26 protein-coding genes, 3 pseudogenes and 1 other annotated feature are annotated in these 25,189 nt (G+C 40.1%); of the genes and pseudogenes, 5 read left to right on the top strand and 24 right to left on the bottom strand.

Annotation, left to right across the window (positions count from 1 at the left end):
* Window positions 1-248: 248 nt before the first annotated feature.
* A pseudogene (locus G574_RS10615) lies at window positions 249-1,352 on the top strand (site-specific integrase).
* A gap of 84 nt (window positions 1,353-1,436) precedes the next feature.
* On the opposite strand, the gene rpmA reads toward G574_RS10615, so the two are convergent.
* From rpmA to G574_RS0100375, 18 genes are all read right to left on the bottom strand, one after another.
* Window positions 1,437-1,730, bottom strand: coding sequence for a 50S ribosomal protein L27 (rpmA, locus tag G574_RS0100460; protein WP_000916503.1), 294 nt, complete (start codon window positions 1,728-1,730; stop codon window positions 1,437-1,439).
* A gap of 20 nt (window positions 1,731-1,750) precedes the next feature.
* Window positions 1,751-2,086, bottom strand: coding sequence for a ribosomal-processing cysteine protease Prp (locus G574_RS0100455; RefSeq protein WP_029690473.1), 336 nt, complete (start codon window positions 2,084-2,086; stop codon window positions 1,751-1,753).
* Window positions 2,087-2,091: 5 nt separating this feature from the next.
* A complete protein-coding gene (gene rplU, locus G574_RS0100450; RefSeq protein WP_017770476.1) occupies window positions 2,092-2,406 on the bottom strand; it encodes a 50S ribosomal protein L21 in 315 nt (104 codons plus the stop codon).
* Between the two features lie 35 nt (window positions 2,407-2,441).
* Window positions 2,442-2,515 (bottom strand) — a sequence feature (ribosomal protein L21 leader region).
* Window positions 2,516-2,611: 96 nt separating this feature from the next.
* A complete protein-coding gene (locus tag G574_RS0100445; RefSeq protein WP_029690472.1) occupies window positions 2,612-3,787 on the bottom strand; it encodes a CapA family protein in 1,176 nt (391 codons plus the stop codon).
* A 241-nt stretch (window positions 3,788-4,028) separates the two neighbouring features.
* Window positions 4,029-4,205: a 30S ribosomal protein S21 gene (gene rpsU / locus G574_RS0100440; protein ID WP_002884573.1), complete on the bottom strand. Its 177-nt coding sequence runs from the start codon at window positions 4,203-4,205 to the stop codon at window positions 4,029-4,031.
* 80 nt (window positions 4,206-4,285) lie between these two features.
* Entirely contained in the window at window positions 4,286-4,858 is a 573-nt protein-coding gene (locus G574_RS0100435) for a uracil-DNA glycosylase family protein (protein WP_029690471.1), read from the bottom strand.
* Window positions 4,859-4,868: 10 nt separating this feature from the next.
* Window positions 4,869-6,215 (bottom strand): metallophosphoesterase, encoded by a 1,347-nt coding sequence (locus tag G574_RS0100430; RefSeq protein WP_029690470.1) that lies wholly within the window; start codon window positions 6,213-6,215, stop codon window positions 4,869-4,871.
* A 105-nt stretch (window positions 6,216-6,320) separates the two neighbouring features.
* Window positions 6,321-7,043: a GDSL-type esterase/lipase family protein gene (locus G574_RS0100425; RefSeq protein WP_029690469.1), complete on the bottom strand. Its 723-nt coding sequence runs from the start codon at window positions 7,041-7,043 to the stop codon at window positions 6,321-6,323.
* A gap of 209 nt (window positions 7,044-7,252) precedes the next feature.
* A complete protein-coding gene (locus G574_RS0100420; protein WP_029690468.1) occupies window positions 7,253-7,705 on the bottom strand; it encodes a MarR family winged helix-turn-helix transcriptional regulator in 453 nt (150 codons plus the stop codon).
* Window positions 7,706-8,068: 363 nt separating this feature from the next.
* Window positions 8,069-9,298, bottom strand: coding sequence for an MFS transporter (locus G574_RS0100415; RefSeq protein WP_029690467.1), 1,230 nt, complete (start codon window positions 9,296-9,298; stop codon window positions 8,069-8,071).
* A gap of 402 nt (window positions 9,299-9,700) precedes the next feature.
* Window positions 9,701-10,420, bottom strand: a complete 720-nt coding sequence (locus G574_RS0100410) for an SDR family NAD(P)-dependent oxidoreductase (protein ID WP_029690466.1) — start codon at window positions 10,418-10,420, stop codon at window positions 9,701-9,703.
* Window positions 10,421-10,432: 12 nt separating this feature from the next.
* Complete coding sequence (locus tag G574_RS0100405) at window positions 10,433-10,837, bottom strand: PaaI family thioesterase (RefSeq protein ID WP_029690465.1); 405 nt, start codon at window positions 10,835-10,837, stop codon at window positions 10,433-10,435.
* Window positions 10,838-10,851: 14 nt separating this feature from the next.
* Window positions 10,852-11,412 (bottom strand): histidine phosphatase family protein, encoded by a 561-nt coding sequence (locus G574_RS0100400; RefSeq protein ID WP_029690464.1) that lies wholly within the window; start codon window positions 11,410-11,412, stop codon window positions 10,852-10,854.
* 144 nt (window positions 11,413-11,556) lie between these two features.
* Entirely contained in the window at window positions 11,557-12,495 is a 939-nt protein-coding gene (locus tag G574_RS0100395; RefSeq protein ID WP_029690463.1) for a nucleoside hydrolase, read from the bottom strand.
* Between the two features lie 93 nt (window positions 12,496-12,588).
* Window positions 12,589-13,542, bottom strand: a complete 954-nt coding sequence (locus G574_RS0100390; RefSeq protein WP_029690462.1) for an aromatic acid exporter family protein — start codon at window positions 13,540-13,542, stop codon at window positions 12,589-12,591.
* Window positions 13,543-14,134: 592 nt separating this feature from the next.
* On the bottom strand, window positions 14,135-14,932 hold the full coding sequence (locus G574_RS0100385) for an IS982 family transposase (RefSeq protein ID WP_156828083.1): 798 nt from the start codon (window positions 14,930-14,932) through the stop codon (window positions 14,135-14,137).
* A 24-nt stretch (window positions 14,933-14,956) separates the two neighbouring features.
* On the bottom strand, window positions 14,957-15,229 hold the full coding sequence (locus tag G574_RS0100380; protein WP_029690460.1) for a hypothetical protein: 273 nt from the start codon (window positions 15,227-15,229) through the stop codon (window positions 14,957-14,959).
* 253 nt (window positions 15,230-15,482) lie between these two features.
* Window positions 15,483-16,343, bottom strand: coding sequence for an Rgg/GadR/MutR family transcriptional regulator (locus tag G574_RS0100375; RefSeq protein WP_029690459.1), 861 nt, complete (start codon window positions 16,341-16,343; stop codon window positions 15,483-15,485).
* Between the two features lie 96 nt (window positions 16,344-16,439).
* Here G574_RS0100375 and G574_RS0100370 point away from each other — a divergent pair, with 96 nt between their 5' ends.
* Window positions 16,440-17,336, top strand: a complete 897-nt coding sequence (locus tag G574_RS0100370; protein WP_029690458.1) for an ATP-binding cassette domain-containing protein — start codon at window positions 16,440-16,442, stop codon at window positions 17,334-17,336.
* Window positions 17,320-18,012, top strand: a complete 693-nt coding sequence (locus G574_RS0100365; protein WP_029690457.1) for an ABC transporter permease — start codon at window positions 17,320-17,322, stop codon at window positions 18,010-18,012. Before G574_RS0100370 ends, G574_RS0100365 begins: the two co-directional genes overlap by 17 nt.
* A 49-nt stretch (window positions 18,013-18,061) precedes the next feature.
* Here the strand turns inward: G574_RS0100365 and G574_RS0100360 are convergent, their stop codons facing one another.
* The 6 genes and pseudogenes from G574_RS0100360 to aroA form a co-directional block, all read right to left on the bottom strand.
* Entirely contained in the window at window positions 18,062-18,295 is a 234-nt protein-coding gene (locus G574_RS0100360) for a hypothetical protein (protein WP_029690456.1), read from the bottom strand.
* Window positions 18,296-18,349: 54 nt separating this feature from the next.
* Window positions 18,350-19,147: pseudogene (locus tag G574_RS10610) on the bottom strand (ParA family protein).
* Between the two features lie 115 nt (window positions 19,148-19,262).
* Window positions 19,263-19,364, bottom strand: a pseudogene (locus tag G574_RS11590) (alpha-hydroxy-acid oxidizing protein); the annotation flags it as partial.
* Between the two features lie 901 nt (window positions 19,365-20,265).
* On the bottom strand, window positions 20,266-21,093 hold the full coding sequence (gene pheA / locus G574_RS0100345; protein WP_029690454.1) for a prephenate dehydratase: 828 nt from the start codon (window positions 21,091-21,093) through the stop codon (window positions 20,266-20,268).
* A complete protein-coding gene (locus G574_RS0100340) occupies window positions 21,084-21,575 on the bottom strand; it encodes a shikimate kinase (RefSeq protein WP_029690453.1) in 492 nt (163 codons plus the stop codon). The genes pheA and G574_RS0100340 overlap by 10 nt, the downstream gene beginning before the upstream one ends.
* A gap of 21 nt (window positions 21,576-21,596) precedes the next feature.
* Complete coding sequence (gene aroA, locus G574_RS0100335) at window positions 21,597-22,877, bottom strand: 3-phosphoshikimate 1-carboxyvinyltransferase (protein WP_029690452.1); 1,281 nt, start codon at window positions 22,875-22,877, stop codon at window positions 21,597-21,599.
* Window positions 22,878-23,102: 225 nt separating this feature from the next.
* Between aroA and G574_RS0100330 the strand changes: the two genes are divergently transcribed.
* Both G574_RS0100330 and G574_RS0100325 read left to right on the top strand, forming a co-directional pair.
* Window positions 23,103-24,122 (top strand): 3-deoxy-7-phosphoheptulonate synthase, encoded by a 1,020-nt coding sequence (locus tag G574_RS0100330; protein ID WP_029690451.1) that lies wholly within the window; start codon window positions 23,103-23,105, stop codon window positions 24,120-24,122.
* A gap of 18 nt (window positions 24,123-24,140) precedes the next feature.
* On the top strand, window positions 24,141-25,166 hold the full coding sequence (locus tag G574_RS0100325; RefSeq protein ID WP_029690450.1) for a 3-deoxy-7-phosphoheptulonate synthase: 1,026 nt from the start codon (window positions 24,141-24,143) through the stop codon (window positions 25,164-25,166).
* Window positions 25,167-25,189: the final 23 nt, after the last annotated feature.

Genomic DNA, 25,189 nt, shown 5'->3' with positions numbered 1-25,189 from the left:
GATAACCCCAGGCACATAGGAATGCTCGACCATTCGGTCTACCCCATTCTGGGACCCAGCGTTTATCCTTCACAAGTTATCTTTAACTACATTATACCACTTTACTCTAAGAAGTAAAGAATTTACCAAAAAAATCCCCCACTTCTACCGCCGGCAAGCTAAGAAGTGAGGGTATCAGTACAATAAAGTTAGGCATTAAATGGCCCTCTTTATTGTACCCATTTTAACAGAAAATGAGGTAAATGACAATGATTGGTCAATATAAAAAAGGTGATACTACTGCTTATTATTTCAAAGCATACCATGGTTTAGATCCATTAACTGGGAAGAAAATTCAAACCTTCCGCCGTGGATTTAAAACAGAACGTGAAGCAAGGCTTGCTGAAGCAAAATGCTTGACTGAATATGAAAAGAAGACTTTTCGTTCCAGGAATGTCACTACCACTTTCCGACAAGTCTATGAAGTTTGGAAGGAACATTACAAGAACACTGTCAAAGAGTCCACATTTGTCAGTCAGATAGACAAGGCAGATAGGCTCATCCTTCCTACTTTTGGAGATAAAGCCGTTAATAAGATTACTCTGACAATGTGCCAAACTCAGGTCAATAAATGGGCTGATGAATACAAAAGATCTTCCGGAATCATCAGCATTGCTAACCAAATCTTTGACTATGCCATATCTATGGAATTGATAGATAACAACCCTATGAGAAAAACACTCAAACCAAAGCGACAGAAAAAAGATAAAGAAGAAATTGATGAGTTCTACAACAAGGAAGAGTTAAGAGATTTCTTTGCTATTGTGGAAGAAATGAACGATCTTGAAATGCTAACATTTTTTAGACTACTTGCATTTACTGGAATGCGAAAAAATGAAGTCGGGGCATTGAGTTGGTCAGACATAGACTTAGAAGTTGCACAATTAAAAGTCAATAAAACGCTCGCTAAGGGCGAAAACAACAAAACGATATTCCAGACCCCAAAAACAAAAAAGAGTGCCAGAACAATCTCTCTGGATCCTCAAACTGTAGAAATTTTAAAAGCGTGGAAAAAATACAGCACAAAAGGTTTACTCTTCAAAAATGAGGACGGCAATCCAAAAAGTATCGTCCATGTCAATAACATGCTCAATCGTGTTTGGAGGAAACACCCAGACTTCAAAAGAATCACACCTCACGGTTTCCGCCATAGCTACTGATCCCTACTCTTTGAAGCCGGTGCTACCATCAAGGAAGTACAAGAAAGACTTGGACACGAAAACATCCAAACCACTATGGACATTTATGCTCACGTTACCCAAAAAGCCAAGAATGAGGTAGTTGACAAGTTCGCTTCCTACATTGGTTTTTAGAATATGGGTACCAAAATGGGTACCAAAACAAAAAAACAGGCCCTCCGAAATCTCGGAAAGCCTATTGTTAAGCCATTTTCAGACTTATTTTGCGATTGGGTAAACAGATACTTGTTTTTTATCGCGTCCTTTACGTTCGAAACGTACAACACCTTCAACCTTTGCAAAAAGTGTGTCATCTCCACCACGACCTACGTTAGCTCCTGGATAGATGTGAGTTCCGCGTTGACGATAAAGGATTGAACCACCTGAAACAGTTTGGCCATCAGCAGCTTTAGCACCAAGACGTTTCGCTTGTGAATCACGTCCGTTTGATGTAGAACCTCCACCTTTTTTGTGGGCGAAAAGTTGCAAGTTAGCAAGATTCATTTTTAACATAATGTTTGTCCTCTCTTTGTTTAATTGGCAATGACACTAATAGACACAAACTCCGAAGAATTTTCTGCCAAATTGGTCATGCCCAGGAGAAATGATTCAAATAATAATTGAACTTTCTCATTCTCACGGTCAGCTAAATCAGATAAGGCTATCTTCATATAGCCGCCATCAATCTCATCGATTGTTACATCCGGTGTACAGTTAGTCAGTGCTTCCAGCGAATTAACCAAGTTAATCGAAAGCGTTGAAACAGCTGCACAAACGATATCATAACCAAATTCACCACTTCCAGCATGTCCAGTCAGTTCAACACTAAGGAGCTGCCGATTCGTACGAATAAAGGTTGCTTGAATCATAAAGATTAAGCGTTGATAGCGTCGATAACAACTTTAGTGTAAGGTTGACGGTGACCTTGTTTACGGTGGCTACCTTTTTTAGGTTTGTATTTGTAAGAAACAACTTTCTTTTGTTTACCTTGTTTTTCGATAGTACCAACAACTGTTGCGCCTTCAACAAGTGGAGCGCCAACTTTAGTAGAATCGCCACCAACAAGAACAACTTCGTTAAAAGTCACTTCTGCGCCAGCTTCAGCGTCGATTTTTTCAACGTAGATAGCTTGACCTACTTCAACTTTAACTTGTTTACCACCAGTTTTGATGATTGCATATGTGCTCATGATGCACCTCCTATAAAAATTTTGTTTGAGGATATCCCTCTGTGAAGACTCGCCTAGATTGCGAGGCACGAAGCCTACTTAAACAATGTTCGCGCGGTTGCACAGGATGTGCATTTAGTCAACATTCAAATACTATCACAAAAAGGAAGTTAAATCAAGGATTTTAACGTTATTTAAACAATTCCCACCAAAATCCCCTTTCGCCTTACCATTCTAAATTGACGTGATCATTCATTTCTTGATAAGCAAGGTCCACTTTAGCTTTCAAACCATCGTCAATAGCATCGCGATATTTACCGCCCTGAATAAAATCTTCCAAAACCATGACACGGTAATCGTAGAGATTATACCCTTCCGGGGCTAATTCTCCCGTTGGTTTAGCGTCAACTAAAGTCGGGTGAGCTTGAACCGTTTTTAGAGTGGTTTTTCCACCTTTCTTTTCAATGGTAACGTCCATAAGTACCCCACGTTCTGGCCACTTATCTCCCATCATTTCCAAACGTTGGTTTGAGATAAAGTTCCCCATCGAATAGATGATAGCTTTCTTTTCTCCATTTTGCTCAATAATTTCAGCGGGTTCAACAACGTGTGGGTGACCGCCCAAAACAAGGTCCGCTCCCCATTTAACCATTTGACGATAGAGCTGCTCTTGCTCTTTAGTAGGTTCTAGCTGATATTCCACACCCATTTGAGGCATGACGATCGTCAGATCTGCAGATTTCTCTGCTTTCTGCAACTCAGATTTTATTTTTGTCTCATCCAAGTCTGATAAGTGCTTATCATATTCTTCTTCCGTCAAATTAGCTTCCATGCCATTATACCCGTAAGAATAACCTAAAATAGCGATTTTAATCCCATTAACGTCTTTGATTAAAAAGCCATCTTTGGATCGATCCTTGTCATAAAGTCCTATAGTATCAATCCCCAGGTCATTAAAGGTTTTCTTGGTGTTTAAGGCACCCTCTAGCCCAGAATCCAAAATATGATTATGCGCCAGATCCATCACATCATACCCTGTATTTTTCAAGGCAGTGGCAATACTTGGTGGAGCATTGAATAACGGATAGCCCGACAAGGGGTGGTCTGGTGAGATAGTTCCCTCATAATCCCCGATCGCTAAGTCAGCACTAGAGATACGGTCCTTAACATAGGTGAAGTAAGGCTCGAAATCATAAGTCCCATCTTCTTTTAAAGCACTGGCGTAAAGAACATCGTGAAGTAAAATATCACCGTTGGCAACAATACGAGCAGTCTTGGCTTTTTCTTCTACCGTCACAGAGTCACTCGTAAACGCTTGGTACCCATCATACAAACCAGCCACTAGCAATGATAATGCTATAAAAGCGAGACAGAGTTTTTTAGTCATTCCTAAACGTTTCATAAAGCCACCTCCTAAGGATCATTATACCATATCGTTAGTGCCTAATTGAACCTATACACGAAAGATTGTATTCCTATTTCTACCTTGAATGAGAAAATAGCTTTTTTATACTAATAAAAAGTAAAACACTTTATTTTTGTTTCTAATAGTTCCTACTACAGGTGACAAGAAAAAGATTCGTCACTGCAAAATAAAAACCACCCCAAATATCTTGGAGTGGTTAGTCTAAGTGAACTTAAACTTAGAATTTTTTACGTTTGCGAGCTGCTTCTGATTTACGTTTACGCTTTACAGATGGTTTTTCGTAGTGTTCACGTTTACGTGCCTCTTGAAGAGTACCAGCTTTCGTCACAGAACGTTTGAAACGACGAAGTGCATCATCGAGTGATTCATTTTTACGTACAACTGTTTTTGACATTGATTTCACCTCCTCAAGATAAGATACCATTTACACGGTCTATATCATTATACTTTAAAGCCAGATTGATGGCAAGGTTTTTACGAATCTTTTTCAAAAACTTTTGCCACTTTTTGTCGAAGTGTTGGTAAAACGTTTTCCTCAAACCATGGGTGCTGACTTAACCAAATATTGTTTCTCGGAGATGGGTGAGGAAGCGGAAAATAGTCAGGGAAATACCTGTCATAATGCTGAACGCGATCAGTAAGGTTAGCTTTATCTTTTAGATAGTAATCTTGAGCAGCCTTTCCAATCAAGAGTGTTAGCTCGAGATGTGGCATCTGCTCAATCAAACGTGGATGCCACTTATCAGCTTGTCCTTGGCGTGGAGGAAGATCGCCTGACTTGCCCTTTCCTGGAAAATAGAAATCCATAGGCAAAATCGCAATCTGACCCGACTGATAAAAGAAATCCTCATCCACTCCTAGCCATTCTCGCAAGCGATCACCACTAGGATCCTTAAACAACCGCTGACGCTCCTGGGCTTTGATACCTGGGGCCTGCCCTACAATCAAGACTCTTGCCTTCCCATTCACTTGATAAAGAGGGAGTATACCCCTTTGAGTGAAAAGACGATTATCAGGATCATTTTGAATATCTTGGTAAATGGCCATAAAACAACTCCTAGTTTTTATCTTTTAGCGGTAAGTTGATCTTTTGATCAGATCTACTATGACTCTCTTCAGCAACTTGATCAATATAGGATATGACGAAACTCTCAGGATGATCTCTAGAAACTTGCTGATAGATCGGTTGACTATAAACCTTTTCCTCTAGCCACTGATCATCAATAGCTTGTCCTGAAAAATAGACTAGATTTACCGGTTCTATAATAGCTGACATTGCCTCGGCCAATTCAGCATCATACCATCCTTCATCATGCAGCCGCTCATGAACTAAAAGATTGCTAGCCGCGTCGAACTTCTCCTTTAAGTAAGTCTTATGGTCTAACAAATTCGAATGAGAGATCCCCTTTCCCCTCGCCCAAGACGCCATGTCTAATGACTTCTGCTGATAAGAAAATTTTTGTTCATCTATTCGAAGTTCGCTGATACTAGATGGATAAAGAGAGAAAGCACCTGTTACAATTTCCGTTAGCATGTGAGGATGCTCTAAGGATTGCTGTTGGATGTTTTGGGTATGGATATGCCCTGAAAAGGCAACTAGCGGAGGATACTGCTTATAAAACTCCCTCAATACTGACGCATTATCAAGAGTATAACCTCTGGTTGGGCGTTCGTGCTGATCGAGAACATTATGGTGCATAATCGGGATGATTTGAGCACCCGCCTTTTTGGCTTGTTTAAGTTGTTTTTCAACAAACCTTAACGTCTTTTGTTTCAAACGTCCGTTCGTTTTAGGAGCACCTTTACCCGTTTCCTTAGCATAACGATTTGAATCAATCATCAAGAACCATTGCTTTGGGGTCGCTTTTGTGACATAGGTTAAGGAAGCTGTATCCCTGTCAGCTGCTTGGTTATAACCATAGTCTCCCATCAAATCAATGAACGCTTCAGGGGAGATCTGTTTTGTTTTATATTGATGGTCATCACGAAATTCACGCGCCCAGCCATCTGCAATATCATGATTGCCAGGCTCTACCAAAACCTCTATTCCTGAGGCTTCAAACTTTTTAAAAAATGTTGCTAGATCTGCTAAACTCTGGTATTCACCATTGAAAGTCAAATCACCACTGACAATTAAAAGATCCGGCTTCTCCTTTCGCGCTTGCACCAAGAGAGCCTCCATACGCTCTTTACCATATGTGAGATCCTTGCCAGCTGCCGTAGCTTCTATACGCTGGAAAGCCGATCCCCCATCATGTAATTTAGGAGAAAGGTAGTGAAGATCACTAATAATCCAAACTTTCGAAATGGAGGTTTTTTCGGTTTTAAGTATTTTTTGTGACAAAATCCCCACAAGAATAACAATCATCACTAGCCCAAGCAGTTGTTTTCGTTTCTTGTGCATTTACCCACCTTATTTCTATCATCCAAAGCCTAGAGATGCCTTTTCTAAGGCTGTTTCCTCTATTATCTTATCAGATATTAGTGAGGAACGGTTTGCTTAATACTATTAATAGGTCAATTTCCCTTTTAATGGCGTTTGTTTTAGAATCGTCTTAACTATCGCTTGATTTCCCTTCAGGTCTGGATGTAATTGATCAGGAAACCATTCGGGATGGTCTTTGGTCGCATCATACTGATCGATAACTGCCACTCCTGCTTTCTCTGCAATCTCAGGGATCACCTTTCTTAATCTTTTCTCAACAATCGCATTATTAGGATAATTGGGGCTTGGATTCTCAAAGAAAACTTTTGGAGGAATCATGACATAGACGGTTGGTTTGCTCTTTAACTTTTGGTAGCGTTTGATGACATTGAGATACTCTTTCTTATAATCCGCTTCTCGCCAATAATTGATTCTAGAGTCATTTGTTCCCAGCATAATGATAACCATATCGGGATTATCTTGAAAAGATTTTTTAGCAAGAGCTTCCTTAAAGTAAGGTTTGGCAGTATTGGAAAGCAGCGTCCGTCCACTAAGACCATAATTGACGACCCTGTACTCTTTTCCTAGAGCCTTTTCTAATAAAGCTGGGTAGGAGTCTGTTTCGCGCGTTGCTGCCACTCCTGCGCCAAAAGTAATACTGTCCCCAACCGCTGCAATGGCTAAGGGGGATTTTGCAGTTGAAGCTTTCCGAGATTGCCTTATTACTGACAAACTTTGGAAAACTAAGATAAGCATAAGCACTAAACCACCGAGCAAGATGCCTTGCCATATATTTTTTCGTTTCATCACTAACAATCTCCTTTTTAAGTGCCTACATTATCGGATAATTTCGTAAAAATCTCAAAGAAAAACAGCATCATCTGAAAAAAAGCTAAGTCCTAAAACTCAGCTTAATTCTATTTCAAACATTTGCTAAAAATACTACAAATACATCCTTTTACAGCGCTCTCTTTATCACTGACTGAACTCTAAAATAAAGACGTTCATCCTTGCCGCTACTTGAATGCTTTGCCGTCTCTATACCGCTCAATATTCTGACGAAGTTGATGATAGATGCGATCCACAGCCATTCTGTCTTGAGGATCAATCCCAGCAAACAGTACTTTCATGAGCTCTATATGAAATGTTTCAAGCGGTGCAATTTTCGACATACCTTCTTCTGTCAAGACTAGGCGCTTATAGCGTTTGTCTCTTGAGGAGGTCTCTAAGCGAATGAAACCATTTTTTTCCATACGCTTAACTAAATTGCTGGCAACTGATTTGGAAATAGCGAGCCATTGTTCAATATCTTTAACAAAAATATCGCGATCTTGATGTTTAAACAGATAATAAAGAACTTTTCCTTGAGGACCACCGAGATGCTCAATATGATGTTTTTGAGCAATTTCATTGGCCGACTGTTCCAACTCTCCAATGAGATGCTTATATTTTTGCAAAGGATCTTCCATGACGTCATCAACTCCTTCCTAAACCACTCATGTATTATAGTGCCAAGCAGAGCCAATGTCAAGAAAAGGTTCTTATGAGAACTAGATGACCGCATAAACTTTCCTGGCTAGGACTCTTTGGTAAGGACTACTATCATCATAAATCATCTAGGGCTTTCACTTTAGAGGATGTCTTTTGATGACGTATCGTCTCAGCCGCGACACTATCCACCTAACAACGGGCATCCTATTCGCCATAAATTGAAGCCTGACCACATGGGAAACTTTCTGTCAAATCTAAGGACAAAACGGTTCATAAGTCACAAAAAGCTATAATCCTTACCTAAAATAGCGAGGAAAAGAGAGAATATTATTTTTTAAACCCTAATCTTGGTGAGACAGTGTTTGATAGTGCTCAGCTTTTAAATGCTTTATAGATAGCATCGCCAGAAAACTGATTAGATAAAGGCTAGCCAAGAAAATCATCACAGTAGATGGGTTTGAGGCATCTAAAATCATTCCAATAATAACCGAAGAGAAGCCACCAACTGCTCTACCAACATTTAGGATGACATTGTTGGCCGTCGAGCGAATATGGTGCGGATACAATCGCGTAATCATAGCGCCATAACCCGCAAACATACCATTGACAAAGAAACCGACAATAGCACCCCCCAGAACCATGGCCAACTGCGAATTGGCAAACTGAAAGAGAAAGACACAAACTGCTGAAGCCAACAAAAAAACGGTGTAGATCAAGCGAGGTCCAAAGCGGTCAAGAAGTTGTCCAAAGACTAACATCCCTAGACACATGCCTAGAATAGTAGTCACCATCCAAAGAGAAGAATCTTTGACCGAAATGCCCAAACTCGTCTGGATAATAGTCGGTAACCAATTCATCATCCCAAAGTAGCCCGCGATTTGAACCGTTGTCATGACCATCAAGGCTAAGGTTTGTTTGGTCAATGCCTTGGTTTTAAACAAATGACTAAGATGAGCGACTTCTGTATCTTCATCACTCTGGTGACTAGCGTGATCATTGATAGCATGGTCATCAATGGCTAGCTGCATCCATAAAACCAAGAGTAATGGGGCCAAGCCAAACAAAAAGAGTCCTCTCCAGCCCAAACTAGGTGCCAACCAACCCGCCAAAAGGGCTGAGGTGATAGAGCCTATCTGGCCTGCAATTCCATTAAGCGATGAGATTCGCCCCATCTTTTCTTTAGGCACAATGCCAGCCATCATGGCAATAGCAACACCATATTCGCCTCCAACACCGATGCCAGCGATAAAACGCATCAGATAAAGATAGGGTAAACTGGAGGTCAAATAGATCATGCCCGTTGCCAGGGCAAAGATGACGATGGTCCACTTAAAGACCTTGAATTTATGATAGCGATCTGCTAAAACACCAAAAACCAAGCCACCTAGTAGCATTCCCAAATTGGTAATGGTTGCAATCCAGCCAGCCTGTGCACCGTTGATAGCCAAGTCCGCCATAATACTTGACATAGAAAAGGACAAAAACATGACATTAAGGTCATCTGTTCCGGAAGCAACAATAGCTGAAATGAGCGCACGACGATTGGTTTTATCAAGCGATAGGTTTAACATTTTTTCCTCCAAATGATAGCTCACGGGCTACCTTTATTTGAGTGTCTCCAGTTCGGACAAAGGTCATCACGAAAAAGGGCAGTGTTAGCAACAGTTATCTAACATGTGACATCACAGTCCTTGATGGCAAAATAGTCAGCTAACCCCGTCGACTGCTTCTGTAATGCACATCGCATCAAAAAAGGTTTGGGATTCTGTTATTCCCAAACCTCACGAAAGTATCCCTTTCACCTCGCTCTCTTGTAGCGTAGGTAAAAGGTCTTATTGTCAGAACAATGATGACTTTCATGCCTCACGGGACACGGTTAAAGTTAACAGTTACTCGTTATTTTAAAGAAAAAAGAAGGCCTTGTCAAGCAGGTATCAACTGATAAACCATCACTCAACCAGTAGCCAAGCTTCCTAATGACTATCTTTAAACAACCAACCCGCATCATCATGATAGATCATCTGCTTACTCATGCCGCCGTCAATCGTAAAGGTTTGACCAGTGATAAAACTAGCCTTATCAGATGCTAAATAAAGGATCATATTGGCAATATCCTCTGGTAAACCGACACGACCAAGTGGATGCTGAGAGGCATCAGGCCCTACATGATTAATCTCAGATGTCTCAATCCAACCAGGTGCTACTGCGTTAACCCTGACTTTTCCTGAAAGAGACATGGCTAGCGCATGGGTTAAAGCGGTGATCCCTCCCTTAGCTGCTGAGTAACTTTCGGTTTGCGCTTGACTTTGAGCATAGCGTGTCGACGATAAATTGATGATACTAGCTCCTTCAGCAAAGTAAGGCACTAACAATTTAGTCAGGTAAAATGGTGCTGTTACACCAATGGTGAGTGCCTCTTGAAAACGCTCAAAACTAGCCTCCTGAAGTCCAAGCATAGGCGGTATAGCATTATTTACCAACACATCTACATGTTTATGCTTTGTTAAAACATCAGCCACAAAAGCCTCTAGTGTCTCCTTCTGACCAATATCACCCACAAAATGATCTCCTGGTGCAATATCAATGATTTCGACATGAGCACCTTCTTTTTCGAAAGCCTGGGCCGTTGCCTTACCGATACCTTTTGCCCCACCAGTAATGATTACAACCTTATCTTTAAATGTTACAGTCATACGCTACAACTCTCACTTGACTTCCTGAGAAGCAGGCATTTCCCTTTCACCAGTCACAAACATGGTAAAAGAGGTTTGTGCCACTGCTTCTCCGGATTGATTGCTAATCACGACTTCAACAACTTTGGTTTTGCGACCATTGTGCAAGCATGTGCCATCTATCGTCAAAAAATCACCCAAACGGCCAGCCCTCATGTAATGAATATTAGACTGCATGGTGACAGCCTCACTTCCCAAAGAAAGACAGGTCAGACCTGCCACTTGGTCACACAAGGTAAACAAGTAACCACCATGTGCATTGCCATAATAATTAAGCGATTTATCCACAACTTCTGTCGACACAACAATATGTCCCGCTTCTTCTAATATCAAATCATAATTTTCAAAAACTCGGATTTCATGTAATTTATCTATCAATCTAGTAGTCTCCTTTATATCTGTGTAGGATTAATGACGGCATTCACCCTAAATTGTCCCTCTTGATAATCCATATCGACAATGGCACAATTGCCTAAAATAAGCTCCTGCTTCTCGTAAGCAATGGCTGTGAAAAAGCGTTTGATCGCCATGCCATGTGACACCACCAAAACAGTCTGTCCTGATGATGCTTCCGCAATATCTTTTAGGGCGCTGTAAATGCGCTGTGTAAAATCATCTAGATCTTCACCACCAAAAGTCACGAAATAATCCCCATAGGGGTAAACAGGATTGTCTCTATTAGGCGAGGCCTCCTTAGTTCCAAGATTAATTTCTTTTAGGCTTTTTAACTTGGTGTAAGACAAGTCCGTAATCAGTTCTGCCGTGTCTATCGCCCGCTCTGACGATGATGTATAGACACGATCAAACCTAATATCCTGATCAAGGAACCACTGTTTTGCTTGCTTAGCTTGTGTTATGCCTGTTGCCGTTAAGGGCGAATCACTATGCCCCTGATTTACATCCATCACATTAAACAATGTCTGCCCATGTCGCATAAGATACAATCTAGTCATGAGATTTCCTTTCTGTTACAATCGCTACTTCCATTATAACACGATTTCTGATGGCGCAACCTCATTAACCGTGACCGATGCATCCTCGACATCAAAAAAGGAATGCTACCCTTAATGATAGTCATCCCTAAATAATATATGGTACTATTTTTCAGCTAAGGCTGTAATATAGTCAAAGAAGGCATCACGATCGACATGATAGACCAAATCTACAGGTCGTCCACCCTCTACGCGAATGGTTCGTCCCTTACTAGCTCCTGTTGTGACCACGTCTGAAGGAACAACTTCTCGCTTCACCAGATCTTCTTTACCAAATGAAGCAGTTGTCAACACATCCCAGAGGAAATAGGTCGAATTGGTCACAAAGTGGGTCAATGGTGGCACAATGGCATAACATTGTCCCAAAAAATCAACGCCTTCATGCTGACGGACTTGGGCCCAGCGATCACGCACATCTGGCGTTAGCGGAACCATTCGGGTACTCTCAAGGGCCACCAATTCAATCTTGATAGAGGAGTCCCAAACTCTCTTAGCAGCGTAAGGATCCCAAAAAACATTCCACTCTGCCGTGCCATCATGCTCTGGTTCTTCAATGTTACCATGATCCAAGAAAGTGCCACCCATCCAGTAAAGTTTGCCAATCTTCTCTTCAATACGAGGTTCCAAATCAAGCGCACGCGCTAAATCAGTCAAAGGCCCCACAAAAACCAAATCAACCAACTCGTCCGAAGCCATCAGTACTTCCACCAAATCTTCATGAGCTTTTACAGGAGCATCTACAACGGTAATAGGTTTGTGCTCATTTAAAATCGGGAGAGCATCAACTGTAAAAGCGTGCATACGCCACTCCTTAGGGAAAGGATGAACAGGACGTGAGTCAGAAGAAGCCACTCGCAACTGTTGATCTTTTTTAGATCCAAATTTTTGAATAATCTTCTTACTGGCTTCAACAGCTGGCAAGAGGTAGCAGTCTGCTTCGATCACACCAACACCAACTAATTCAACATCCTCCATTTTGAGTAAGAGGTACAAGGAAACCAAATCATCAACACCACCATCGTGATTAAGGTAAACTTTACGCATAAAAACTCCTATTTCTTCATTATCCTCCTCATTATAACTTAAAAAACGAACAAAATAAACTAAAATAGATTATATAATTCGATTTTTATAAAATCAAGGTTTATAGGAGTCATAAAAATCAACTTTTAATTGGATGAATCTTTCCAAATCACCTAATAATTGGAATAATAAAGCCCGCCCTTCAAATTCGTCTCGCGTTACTGGTAGCGGCCTTTCTCTAAAATGTTCCAAGAAATCCTCGATAGCAACAATCAAATCATTAGCTGGATTCTCTTCACTAATTTGTTGCCCCGTTCGTTCAAATAGTTCCGCTAAAATCTGATTTTCTTGACTTTGCAGGTTAAGCTTTTGAATACTTTCCGACATCCCCTTTAAAATTTTCTCCTGCTCTCGACGCATTTCAAAATAGTGGACCTGATAGTTAGTGGATTGAAAAAGTTGATTATTACTCTCAATATAGACTAGCTCTAGGGCTTCTGACAAGGTTTTCTCCAAATGATCAATCAACTGCCCATTGTTACTCCCGTCACCACTTCTCAAAAGCGTTCCAAACCTGCACAAGATCACCTTTAGTTCCTCTTCGACCTTCACAAAATAGTCTGCAATCGCTTTTTGTTTTGAGGGCATATACAAATTAAGCACTAGTGCTGTCCCTGCTCCAACTAAGAGCAAAGAGAGTTCATTGACGATCAACAGTGGTGAAATGCTTTTCTCAGAAAACAGATGAAGAATCAAAACCGTGACAGGGGCAATACCTGTCTCAAGTTTCCAGTAGTAAGCTAAGGGCACATAGAGAGCAATGTAAATACTGAAAACCCAAAGGTAATACCCAAAAACATAAAACAAAGCAATAGCTATACTCAAGGCCAACAAAGCAGATAAAAGGCGCTGACAAGCAATAGCAAAGGTACTTTTGCGAGTGTCTAAAACACTCAGTATGGCGATCACCCCTGCTGATGTAGCATAAGTTAAATGTAGATAATCCGCAATGATAATAGCCAGCGTTGTCGCCAAGACCAGTTTTATCGTACGTTGTAAAATGGACATGTCCTCTCCTTATCGTATCATCATTCTATTCATTTTAGCATGCTTTGACAGCAAATACAGATTAAAATAACTGGCTGCTATCAGCCCTTCTAAATAATTAGATCAGAGATGCCGGAATAAGGCTATATAAGGTTAAAAATTAAATGGATAGCTTGTAAGATATAAGCGAATCACATCAAAAATGAGCTCAAGTCACGTCTCTTATACCCTAATTGATACACAAATGGACACGTGAATGGATCAATAAAAGCCACTGAAACTGGTTAAATTGGAAATATAAGGATCTCATCGGTATTCTTAAAAGGTTGTTTTACGTTTCAAAGCTGTTCCAAATGACTGATACCAAATGTGTTCACTTTATCGCTAACTCTCAACAGTTTGTCCACAGACCGCTTTAGTACAAATAGTAATTACTCTATCTCCCAGATACCATCAAGAACAATTGCTAACATGCCATCTCTTGTCAACTGATCGCTAAGACCCTAGCAAAGCTGGTCAAATCATCATATTTCCCATGGTAATAGGCTTCTCAATCTCGAGGTAAAGTTAGTATTTAGATATCCCCATAAAAAACAATCCCTTACCCGTGGTGCTAGTTCATTTCAAAATAGCGTAAGTTATGATCTAGAATAATTTGTTCCATTCGTAACTGTAGTCCGGCTAGGCTTCTAGTTAATGTATGTTCGATGTCAAAGAGACGACACAGTTCAGAAAAACGTGTTTCAATAGTTCGTCTCAAGGCCATTACTTTCCAATTGTTATGTTTTTCAGCCTCTGCCATATCTTGTCGAAATGGCGTCCATAGATGGTAACCTTCCCGTTTCAAGTCCTTTTTGAGTTCACTGCTCAGGTAGCCTAAATCACCTAGGATAACCGACTGCCTACACTCCTCTAATAGTTCATAAATCATCTTGATGTCATGGACAGAAGCCGATGTCACAACATAATTCAGAATATAGCCAGGTAAGGTCACCAGCATAAGAATCTTGAAACCATAGAACCAAAGATGTTTAGAGGCGTTGTAGCCAATATCGGCTACTCCTTTAAAAATGGTAGCTCTTTTATTACGGACGGGTTGGCAAAGTGGCAAAGGAAAACTATCTATAATAGCTAGTTTATCAGATGGAAGCATTTCACTCATAGCTTTTCGGATGAATTGGACGAGCCAAATCAATTGTTTTGACCGACGATTGAAACGACTTCTCTCTAGTAACTGACCACAAGGAAAGAAGTGGCAGATGCTGTAAAAATGGCGTTGTGATGTTATGCCTAGTTCTGCTTGTAACAAAAGTAAGACAATGATTGATTCATCTGAAACTTTAACTAAGCCAACATTCCGCCGATATTTAAAGGAATCTGAGCAATAGTTTTGGTAGAAGTGATGACAAATTTGTGATAATTGGCGTACACTCCATTATTTTTTAATAGTTTTTGAAAATGGAGTCTTATGCGTTTTAATGAAGTTTTCAAGCCAACCTCCTTCATTACTATCTTCCGATTCCTCTTCTGTTGAGTAATCTAAGTCCACATCATCTTCATTATCATCGTCTGAAAAATCGACTTTTCCAAACAGAACTACCTTGCCCTCCGTTTCAGCACTTGCTGAACTGCTATTAGTTGTTAGAAGCCCAAAAGTTACAAAACCTAGCATTGCAAGAGCACCTAAAACAAGTAATTTCTTCATCATTATTTCCTCCAAGATAATTAAGAAACTGTATTCACAGTTCAGCACTTCTAGCTAAGGCTAGTTTTCCAGCTACTCATCGTTCTTTTTTTCAAAATACAGTCAGTATTCCCTCAAAAAACTGCCTTGATTAGCGAAAACCCATCTCTTCTCTAAAAGCACTTTTCTTATGAATACAGTTTCTAAACATTGTTTTGTAAAGTTGTAAAACTTACTAGTATTATCTTACAGGAAATGACGAGCCGCTTAAAATTCATTACATATCTGTAACTTTCTCAATTTCCTTATTGACCTGGTGGATTAAATCATAGCAATCTAAAAATTTGGCAATATGCAGGCATTCCTTAATTATTTCTAGGCCACCATCATTTCCATTCATGTAGGACAAGCGTGCTTTTAGGAGCTTAAGCAGCAAGCGATCCCGCATATTCTTTTCCATGATATTGACAGAGTCAAGAATTTTGAGAAAGCGAATCGCAGCAATCTCCTCTCCCCTATCTAACAAACTGCTCGAAATATTGATGAGTACCTTATAGACATTATCTCTGTTTTCTGTGATATCCATATAAAACTTTGTTCGATTGAGAACTTCCATTCCCAGAACTTCCAACATCTTGCTAGGAAGACCTCTGCTACAATTTCCGAAAATCCAGAGTTCAAATTTCCCCCAATCATCTATAGACATTAAATAGTCCGATAGAATAGCTTTTTCATCCTCAGAAACATCATAATCAGGATCGCACCATTGTTGCTTAAAAATATGAAAGGCCGCAACCATCACCCTATCAAACGAACGTCCATCCCTGTCATACTCTGCTTGATGGTATAAAATTCTATCATCCATATACTGAGAATTGTGACTATAAACTGCACGGACAAATTCCTCTGATGAAAACAAATTATCTATATGAAAGTAGGACTGGTAGAGGGTAGAAAATTCGCCCTCTACCACATTCATCCGTCTCAAGCAATAAAAAAATGTATCTACAGAAAGATTGCTCTTTCCATTTTCAAAGCGTGATAACTGAGCAGGTGTCACGAAATCCCCTGCCACTTCTTTTAGAGACATATTTTTTGATTCACGAATGAGTTTAAAAATTTTTCCGTAAGTTCCCATTATATTCTCCACGCGTTACATTTATGTAACGATTTTTCTTGCTTTTTGGTAATAGTATATCATAGATTTATCATTTTTTTATAGAAAGGCAGACCTATGTCATCTCTCTTATCTACCCAACAATTATCAAAGCAATATGGGAAACAAAAAGCAGTTCATCAGGTTTCTTTAACGATTAATAAAGGAGAAATCTGTGGCTTAGTCGGGGAAAATGGTGCTGGGAAAACAACGCTTCTCAGAATGTTATCGGGCCTCATATCCCAAACTTCAGGTACCATTACTAGTTCAAAAGATTGTCGTATTGGAGCTTTAATTGAATCCCCTGCTCTACAACCCAATTTATCTGCGATCGATAATCTTCGTTACATGGCTCTACAGTTAAACCTTAAGCAAGCTGATGAAAAAATCTTAGAGACATTAGCAATTGTCGGTTTAGAGGATGTGGACCCTAAGAAAAAATCCAAAGATTTTTCACTGGGAATGCGTCAACGTTTAGCCATTGCCTTAGCTATTCTAGATGACCCTGATTTTTTAATCCTAGACGAACCGATTAATGGTCTTGACCCTGTTGGAATCAAAGAGATGAGAAGTATTATTTTAAATCTTCGAAATCAATATGGGATGACCATCCTTATCTCCAGTCATATCCTATCAGAGCTTGAGATGGTGGTTGATCGATACATTATTATGCATAAGGGCCTTATCGTCAAAGAATTCTCAAAGCAAGAGCTTGAACAAACCCTAGAAGAACAGCTTTATCTACAAACAAACAACCATCCTAAGACCTTTACTATCCTTGAAGAGCAGGGCATCGCTTACAAAATAGATAAGGATTATATCAGTCTGTCATCAGATACGAATGTTATGAGCCTCATTCATCTCTTGATAAACCATAAGATTGAGGTCAAAGAAATTTTTAAACAACAAATGTCATTTGAAGATTATTATCTGACATTGCTTCAAGAAGGAGAAGAACATGATACATTACTTTAAAGCTGATTTATTTAAGATTCAAAAAGAACAGAGATTAACGATTTCATTGGGAATATTGGCTTTACTGTCCTTTTTATCCGCTTTTTTGTTGCATGGCAACGAAGACTTCACTAGCTCTTTTATTCAATTGCTTTCTCAATTTATCACACTATTTTTTATCGTCCCGACAAACCTATTCTTTGGAGAAGATTTTACTTACCGTACCATCAATAATATTATTATCAAGCAACAAACAAGAAAAAGAGTGTTTTTCTATAAAGTCTTAGCAACCCTTGTACTAGATCTCGCTTATATCCTTCTAGCCTATTTATTGAGTAGCAGTGTTGGATTACTTCTAGGTGATCGTGTTGATTTTACAGTGATAATACAAAGTTTCATTGTTCAAACACCTTTATTTATCTGTATCTCTCTGTTATCCATCCTGATATTTGTCAAGTCCAATAAGGTCAATCAAGCCTATCTTGCCTTTAGTTTAATTAGCCTTCTTTTTGACAATATCTCCAACCTCATTACTGGTAACCTACTCCATATGAAATTACCAACAGATTATTTTCTATTTCTTTCGCTTCAACAAGGAGAACATATTTCAAGACTATCCATGGGCGTTAGCTTTATGGCTACTATACTATATCTCTATCTGAGTTACGTTATTTTTAGTAAGAAAGAGCTTCAATAGAATAAAACAATATAAAAATACCTCTTTATATAGGTATTTTTATATTGTTTTATTCTATGTAATTTTCAATCCATTCATCAAGAAAAGTCGACACACCATTATAGCCAGCTTTATCTGCAATTCTATCTAATTTATCACGATTCTGTGGCTTTAGCGTAAACTGATAAGGAAATTTAGTTTTTCCCGAAGGACGACCAACTCTCCTTATTTTTCGTACAGGACTCTCTTTCAACTGTTCTTGAAGAACTTGACTAAGCTTTTCTTTTTTAGATTCAAATGCCATATATCTATCCTCTTTTTTATATCTATTTAAATATTGATATAAATAATATTAAAATCAAGAGTTATCAGTTACTTTTTGTAACTGATTAAGTGTATCAGATAAAATTGAGAAGAAAGAACGATGCTCATCATTTAAACTAAATTTAGTCATCATATCAATAACCGTATCATTTTTTGTCGCTCGATTAAACAATTCCTTTTGTGGAATTTGTCCAATAACAGAAGCATCATTTTTGAGAGCTATCAAAAGTTCTTTTGATTTCATCGTATTATGCTTAATCATATTTGGTAAAAAATAGAGCTGAGCTGTAATTAATGAATCCCGACTAGGACGAACAATCTCTGTTTTTCGATACTGCTCTAATCTAATTTCTAAATTTTCCTTTGCTTCAAAAGCAAAATCACTTGGAGTAATCGAACTAAACAGTGTATGACTTACCGCAATAGCATTTCTAGTTGCAATACCAAAATCAGGACGGCAGTCTAAGATAATATAATCATATTTATCTAAATATTTAGCCTCCAAATTTTCTCCTAACCATTCATACAAAAACATATTCTGATTAGGATTTGTTTCCAAGCGTCTCTCCGCTTCATCTAATCTCATTGAACCTGCAATCAAATCAATATTAGGAGCAACAGAAAGAATATTGACATCTCCTTAACCCATAAAAATATTTGCTACTGTTCCAGAATCTTTATACACATCATAAAAATGTGTCAAATTACACTGATGATCAAGATCAATAAGCAAAACCTTATACCCCTGACTTGCTAAATATTGACCTGTCAAAAGAGCTAATGTTGTTTTCCCAACTCCTCCTTTAATAGCCACGAAACTTATTAGTTTCATCCATCTTTCCTCTCTTTATTTTTTATTCTATTATACATAATTAATATGTTGTTTTAAATGTGTTTAAAAATTATTTCTTTCTGGAAATATTATACTTAAGCCTATACCTCCGAAAAGTTCTAATAATGTCTTCCGCTCGTTTTTCAAGGCTTGGTAAGTTCAAAATCTCTAAAGCTTCTTCACGATCAGATTGTTCATAACCATTAATTATTGTCATAATGTCTACCTTCTTTCATAAATCAGATGATATCTCATTTTATTACTATGTAGTATATTTATCAAAAGATATGCTCAAAAACCAATCCAATCTTTAATAGAATAGTTTCTACTAATTAGTGTTATAACAGTTTTATCATTTAAAGGAGGACAATAATATGGCCAATATTCTATTATTTGGAGCAAGTGGTTTTTAGGAAAAGCCGTTATTAGGGAGTTACTTAAAAACAACCACCATCTAACAACTATTTCTCGGTCTGTTGATCTGAGCAATACTGAGAAGTTTAATCTAGAAGTTACTTAGGTTGAAGCAGATCTTTACCAAGCTGATCAGTGGATAAACTTAGTGACTAATGAAACGATTGTGATAGATTTAGTAGGGACTATTGAAGCAGATCCCGATAAGGGACTCACTTTTGATAAGATTAACTTTAGAGCTGCCAAAAGCAATCGCTGATGGTTTGTCAGATTCTCCAGCTAGTCGTATCATCCATATGTCTTCCAATCTCAATTCAACACAGACCCCGAAGACTACCGAGTAGCAAAGGAAAAAGCCGAAAATTATTTCATCGACAAGGGATTCTCAACACAGATTGTGCGTCCTAGCTTGATGTATGGTCCCGACAAATCTGATATGTTGACCTCGTTCAAAAAATACTAAGCCATTTGACATCAGATAGCCCAACTGTCCAGTACCGGTAGACAATGTTGCCAAAACAATTGTTGCATTTGTCGACAGTAAAGCTGATAAAGCTATTCATGAGAATGCTGGTATGGTTTAAGACAAATCCATATTACTATTTTACATACTAAAAAAGCTTTGTGAGACTGAGCTGTAACGCAATGACTAGATATGACATCTAGCAATCACGATACAGTTCGCGACCACAAGGCTTTTTACATTAATGAATGTGATAGACCCCATAATGGCCTAAAATTTTATACTGGATAGCTAAAGTTTCTAGCTCTTGAAGAGCAAACGAAAATAATTGATCCCCAGGACTATCTATATCTAAGATGAAAAAATATTCGCCCAGATTCGTCTTTAAAGGACGGCTTTCAATCTTAGTCAAATTAATACCACGCCATGAAAAGACTGACATGGCCTTATAAAGTGCACCTGGCAGATTATCAGGCAGGGTAAGAGCCAAAGAAACCTTCCTATCTGTTTCCCGCAATGCTAATTCAGGCACCGTATGCCCCAAAATCCAAAAACGGGTAAAATTCTCGGCAATTTCTTGGATGTCTTGGGCAATGACCTGCAGACCGTACTCTTCAGCCGCAGCGTGAGGGGCAATGGCCGCAAAAGGCTGGTCCGCATGCTCCGCAACAAATCGGGCTGCGTAGGCCGTGCTTGCTGTCAACTCCAAACGAGCTTTCGGAAAATGTTCCTGCACATATTTTTTCCCTTGAGCAATGGCCTGCGGATGGGAATAGATGACCTTAATTTCTTTATGAGGCGCAGTCGCTAACAATTGCTGGGCAATGGGCTGAACCACTTCTGCTACCGCATGGATTTCCGCCTGATGAAAAAGATAGTCAATAGTCTCGTGAACACTACCTTCGATAGAATTTTCAACCGGAATGACCGAATAGGTCACCAAGCCAGTCTCATAGGCCTTGACGACCTCTGTAATGGTGCCAAAAGCCTGCAAATCCGCTTCCGGAAAGGCCTGCTGAGCAACTTGATGCGTAAAGGACCCTCGAGGGCCCAAATAAGCTACTTGCATATAATCTTCCTTGCTACTTGTTCTGGACTGAGTTGGTCTGTGTCAATGACCAAATCAGACAGTCCTTCATATAAAGCCATTCGTTCTTGGTAAATGGTCTCAAATTCTTCTCGGCTGTGCTGTAAGAATAAGGGACGTTGCGACTGATGATCTCGGCTAATCCGTTCATAAGCTACTGGAAAGGAGGCGGTTAAGAGAATATTGTTGAGCTTATTTTTGAGCAAAATCTCCCTATTTTTGGCAGATTTAATCACACCACCGCCCGTTGAAACCAAGTAATCATTTGGCAAGTCCATCAGCTCTTCCAAGACCTGCGTTTCCAACTGGCGAAAAGCATCTTCGCCCTCTGATTGGAAGAAATCCGCAATGGACATGTTAATCCGTTCTTCAATAATCTGGTCCATGTCATAGAGTGGCATATCCAAGAGTTTAGCGGTCGTGGTCTTTCCAACTCCCATAAAACCAAGTAATACGATTGGCATTGTTTCTCCTATTTACTGAGTTTATTTCACTAGACTTTCAAGGTGGTCAAAGAAGGCTGGGTAGCTGGTATTGATGGCTTCAGCGCGCTCAAGAACAACCTCACCATCTTGTGCCAAGAGGGCTGCGATAGCTGTCATCATGCCTATACGGTGGTCACCAAAGGTGTTGACTGTTGCACCGTGCAATGGCGTTGGTCCCTCAATAATCATACCATCGGCAGTCGGCTCAATCTTGGTTCCCATGGCATTCAAGGCATCTGCCACCACTTGAATGCGATCCGTTTCCTTAACCTTCAACTCCTCAGCATCGCGAATAATGGTTGTGCCATGGGCTTGCGTCGCCAAAAGAGCAATAATTGGCAATTCGTCAATCAAGCGCGGAATCAGGTCACCAGCAATCTCCGTTCCCTGCAAGCTAGAGTACTCGACCGTAATGGTCGCTGATTTGGCAATCTCATCCACATTGGACAAGGTCATCCTTCCACCCATAGCCTTGATGACATCCAGAATACCCGTCCGCGTTTCATTGATGCCGACGTTTTCGAGGGTAATTTTTGAACCAGTCACAACCAGTCCAGCCACCAACCAGAAGGCCGCACTGGAAATATCACCAGGGACAACAATTTCTTGCGCTGTAAATTCCTGCCCACCTGTGATACGGATTTCCTTGCCATCAACAGACAAATGACCGCCAAATTGGACAATCATATCCTCCGTGTGATTACGAGTGATTTCTTTTTCGATAATAACCGACTCACCTTCTGCCTGCAAAACCGCAAATAAGAGGGCTGATTTTACCTGAGCAGATGCTACTGGCAATTGATAGGAAATTGGCTTGAGCGACTTGCTTCCTTTGATGGTCAAAGGTGGCAAATCACGGTCTGTCTGACCAGAAACGGTTACACCCATTTGGCTTAGCGGTACCGTCACACGATCCATAGGACGTTTTGACAGCGAATCATCACCAAACATGGTCACCTCAAAATCTTGACCAGCCAAGACACCCGAAATGAGACGGATGGATGTTCCTGAATTTCCCATGTCTAGGTCATTTTTAGGAGCTTGCAGTCCATCAAAACCAACACCGTGAACCTCGACCACATCCTCATTATCCTCAATCGTCACGCCTAAATCACGAAAAACCTGCATGGTCGACAGGACATCCTCACCACGCAAAATATCATGAACACGGGTCACGCCTTTTGCCAAGGATCCAAAAATAATGGAACGGTGGCTGATAGACTTGTCTCCTGGAACACGAATTGTTCCTTCTAAAGCTCTAGTATTTGTTCTTAGTTTCATAATCTTACCTCAAAAATAACTGCATTTATTGTATCATATTTTCAGACTATTTTTAGATTTTTTGACAATTCATTTTTCTAGACACAATTGTTCTAAAATGAAAAAACGATGACTATTCAGAATTTACTGTAAATCACACTTTTACCGTCAATAGTGATTTTAAAATCCTGACAATCATGGTATAATTGAGCAAACTTATTAAGATAAAAAATAGGAGATTACTAAGTGTTTACACCAATTAGCGAAAAAATTGATATTCAGGATGTAAGAGACCATTCAAAATTATCCCCAGAAACCTTAGCCAAAAAAGGAGCGCGCGACCGTGAGTTGGAGGCGATTTTAAAAGGCGAGGACAACCGGCTACTCTTGGTCATCGGGCCTTGCTCTTCTGATAATGAAGAGGCGGTTCTGGACTATGCCCATCGTTTAGCCAAGTTGCAAGAAGAAGTCAAAGACAAAATTTTTATGGTCATGCGGGTCTACACGGCTAAGCCTCGTACCAATGGCGACGGCTACAAGGGTCTCATGCACCAGCCAAAGACCGATGCGGCACCTAGTCTCATCAACGGTATCAAGGCTGTCCGCAATCTCCACTACCGTGTCATCACAGAGACTGGTTTGACGACGGCCGACGAGATGCTTTATCCTGAAAACTTGCCACTTGTTGATGATTTGGTTTCTTATATTGCCGTTGGTGCCCGTTCGGTTGAAAATCAGCAACACCGTTTTGTGGCTTCTGGGATTGACGTGCCAACTGGCTTGAAAAATCCGACATCTGGCAATCTCAGGGGCATGTTTAACGGTATTTTTGCAGCTCAGAAAAAGCAATCCTTCCTCTTCAACAACACAGAGGTTGAAACATCTGGAAATCCGCTGGCTCACGTTATCCTGCGTGGTGCGGTGACAGAAAGTGGTAAATACCTGCCAAACTACTACTACGATAATCTCTTGGAAACCATTGACCTCTACAAGCAATTTAGTTTAGCAAATCCATTTATTATCATTGATACCAACCACGATAACTCCGGTAAAAATTATTTGGAGCAAATCCGCATTGTCCGTCAAACCTTGATTAACCGCGATTGGAACCAAGAAATCTGTGACTATGTCCGCGGCTTCATGATTGAGTCTTATCTGGAAGATGGACGTCAGGACAACGCCGAAGTTTACGGAAAATCCATTACCGACCCTTGCCTTGGTTGGGATAAAACTGAGGAACTCATTCGAGAAATTTACAACAGATAAACAGATAGGAAACAAGCTATGGGAATTCATCAGCGCAGCACACGCATCAACATTGAACAAGTCAAAGAATTATCTAAACTAGAAGGAGACTTCCTAGTTGCTAAAGAAAAGCGTGACGAGGAATTGAAAAAAGTCATCCGCGGTGAGGATGACCGCCTCTTACTGGTCATCGGCCCATGTTCTTCGGATAACGAAGAGGCCGTTTTGGAATATGCCCGTCGTCTGTCTAAATTGCAAGACGAGGTCAAAGATAAGATTTTCATGGTCATGCGGGTTTATACGGCTAAGCCTCGTACCAATGGCGAAGGCTACAAGGGACTGGTTCACCAGCCAGATACCTCAAAATTGCCTGATTTGATTAACGGTATTGCAGCCGTACGCAATTTGCACTACCGTGTCATCACAGAAACCGGCTTGACCACTGCGGATGAAATGCTTTACTCGGCTAATTTCCCCTTGGTTGAGGACTTGGTGTCCTACCATGCCATCGGTGCACGTTCTGTCGAAGATCAGGAGCACCGCTTTGTCGCCTCTGGTATTGACATGCCGACTGGAATGAAAAATCCTACTTCTGGCAATTTGACCGTCATGTTCAACGCCATTTACGCTGCGCAAAACAAGCAGAATTTCATCTACCGCGATGCGGAAGTCGATACAGATGGCAATCCGCTGGCTCATGCTATTCTTCGTGGTGCTAGTACAGAACAAGGCATCAACGAACCGAACTACTACTACGATATTCTCTTGAAAACTATCAAGCAATACCAGAACTTTGGTTTCAAAAATCCTTTTATCGTCATCGACACCAACCATGACAATTCTGGTAAAAATTATCTGGAACAAATCCGTATCGTCCGCCAAACCCTGATTAACCGCGACTGGAACGACGATATTCGTAAGTATGTTCGTGGCTTCATGATTGAATCTTACTTAGAAGATGGTCGTCAGGATAGCCCAGAAACCTTTGGTAAGTCCATTACCGATCCTTGCCTTGGTTGGGACAAAACCGAGGCGCTGATTCGTGAAATCCACGAAACCCTCTAATCTACTGATACATTTGGGAGGTC

The sequence above is a fragment of the Streptococcus hyovaginalis DSM 12219 genome, assembly GCF_000420785.1.
Classification (GTDB): Bacteria; Bacillota; Bacilli; order Lactobacillales; family Streptococcaceae; genus Streptococcus; species Streptococcus hyovaginalis.
This window is presented reverse-complemented; position numbering and strand designations above follow the sequence as displayed.

Bases quoted from the DNA above. Each gene is read 5' to 3' on its own strand.
- rpmA (WP_000916503.1), bottom strand. From the start codon at position 1,730: ATGTTAAAAATGAATCTTGCTAACTTGCAACTTTTCGCCCACAAAAAA.
- G574_RS0100455 (WP_029690473.1), bottom strand. From the start codon at position 2,086: ATGATTCAAGCAACCTTTATTCGTACGAATCGGCAGCTCCTTAGTGTT.
- rplU (WP_017770476.1), bottom strand. From the start codon at position 2,406: ATGAGCACATATGCAATCATCAAAACTGGTGGTAAACAAGTTAAAGTT.
- G574_RS0100445 (WP_029690472.1), bottom strand. From the start codon at position 3,787: ATGAAACGTTTAGGAATGACTAAAAAACTCTGTCTCGCTTTTATAGCA.
- rpsU (WP_002884573.1), bottom strand. From the start codon at position 4,205: ATGTCAAAAACAGTTGTACGTAAAAATGAATCACTCGATGATGCACTT.
- G574_RS0100435 (WP_029690471.1), bottom strand. From the start codon at position 4,858: ATGGCCATTTACCAAGATATTCAAAATGATCCTGATAATCGTCTTTTC.
- G574_RS0100430 (WP_029690470.1), bottom strand. From the start codon at position 6,215: ATGCACAAGAAACGAAAACAACTGCTTGGGCTAGTGATGATTGTTATT.
- G574_RS0100425 (WP_029690469.1), bottom strand. From the start codon at position 7,043: ATGAAACGAAAAAATATATGGCAAGGCATCTTGCTCGGTGGTTTAGTG.
- G574_RS0100420 (WP_029690468.1), bottom strand. From the start codon at position 7,705: ATGGAAGATCCTTTGCAAAAATATAAGCATCTCATTGGAGAGTTGGAA.
- G574_RS0100415 (WP_029690467.1), bottom strand. From the start codon at position 9,298: ATGTTAAACCTATCGCTTGATAAAACCAATCGTCGTGCGCTCATTTCA.
- G574_RS0100410 (WP_029690466.1), bottom strand. From the start codon at position 10,420: ATGACTGTAACATTTAAAGATAAGGTTGTAATCATTACTGGTGGGGCA.
- G574_RS0100400 (WP_029690464.1), bottom strand. From the start codon at position 11,412: ATGACTAGATTGTATCTTATGCGACATGGGCAGACATTGTTTAATGTG.
- G574_RS0100395 (WP_029690463.1), bottom strand. From the start codon at position 12,495: ATGCGTAAAGTTTACCTTAATCACGATGGTGGTGTTGATGATTTGGTT.
- G574_RS0100390 (WP_029690462.1), bottom strand. From the start codon at position 13,542: ATGTCCATTTTACAACGTACGATAAAACTGGTCTTGGCGACAACGCTG.
- G574_RS0100380 (WP_029690460.1), bottom strand. From the start codon at position 15,229: ATGATGAAGAAATTACTTGTTTTAGGTGCTCTTGCAATGCTAGGTTTT.
- G574_RS0100375 (WP_029690459.1), bottom strand. From the start codon at position 16,343: ATGGGAACTTACGGAAAAATTTTTAAACTCATTCGTGAATCAAAAAAT.
- G574_RS0100370 (WP_029690458.1), top strand. From the start codon at position 16,440: ATGTCATCTCTCTTATCTACCCAACAATTATCAAAGCAATATGGGAAA.
- G574_RS0100365 (WP_029690457.1), top strand. From the start codon at position 17,320: ATGATACATTACTTTAAAGCTGATTTATTTAAGATTCAAAAAGAACAG.
- G574_RS0100360 (WP_029690456.1), bottom strand. From the start codon at position 18,295: ATGGCATTTGAATCTAAAAAAGAAAAGCTTAGTCAAGTTCTTCAAGAA.
- pheA (WP_029690454.1), bottom strand. From the start codon at position 21,093: ATGCAAGTAGCTTATTTGGGCCCTCGAGGGTCCTTTACGCATCAAGTT.
- G574_RS0100340 (WP_029690453.1), bottom strand. From the start codon at position 21,575: ATGCCAATCGTATTACTTGGTTTTATGGGAGTTGGAAAGACCACGACC.
- aroA (WP_029690452.1), bottom strand. From the start codon at position 22,877: ATGAAACTAAGAACAAATACTAGAGCTTTAGAAGGAACAATTCGTGTT.
- G574_RS0100325 (WP_029690450.1), top strand. From the start codon at position 24,141: ATGGGAATTCATCAGCGCAGCACACGCATCAACATTGAACAAGTCAAA.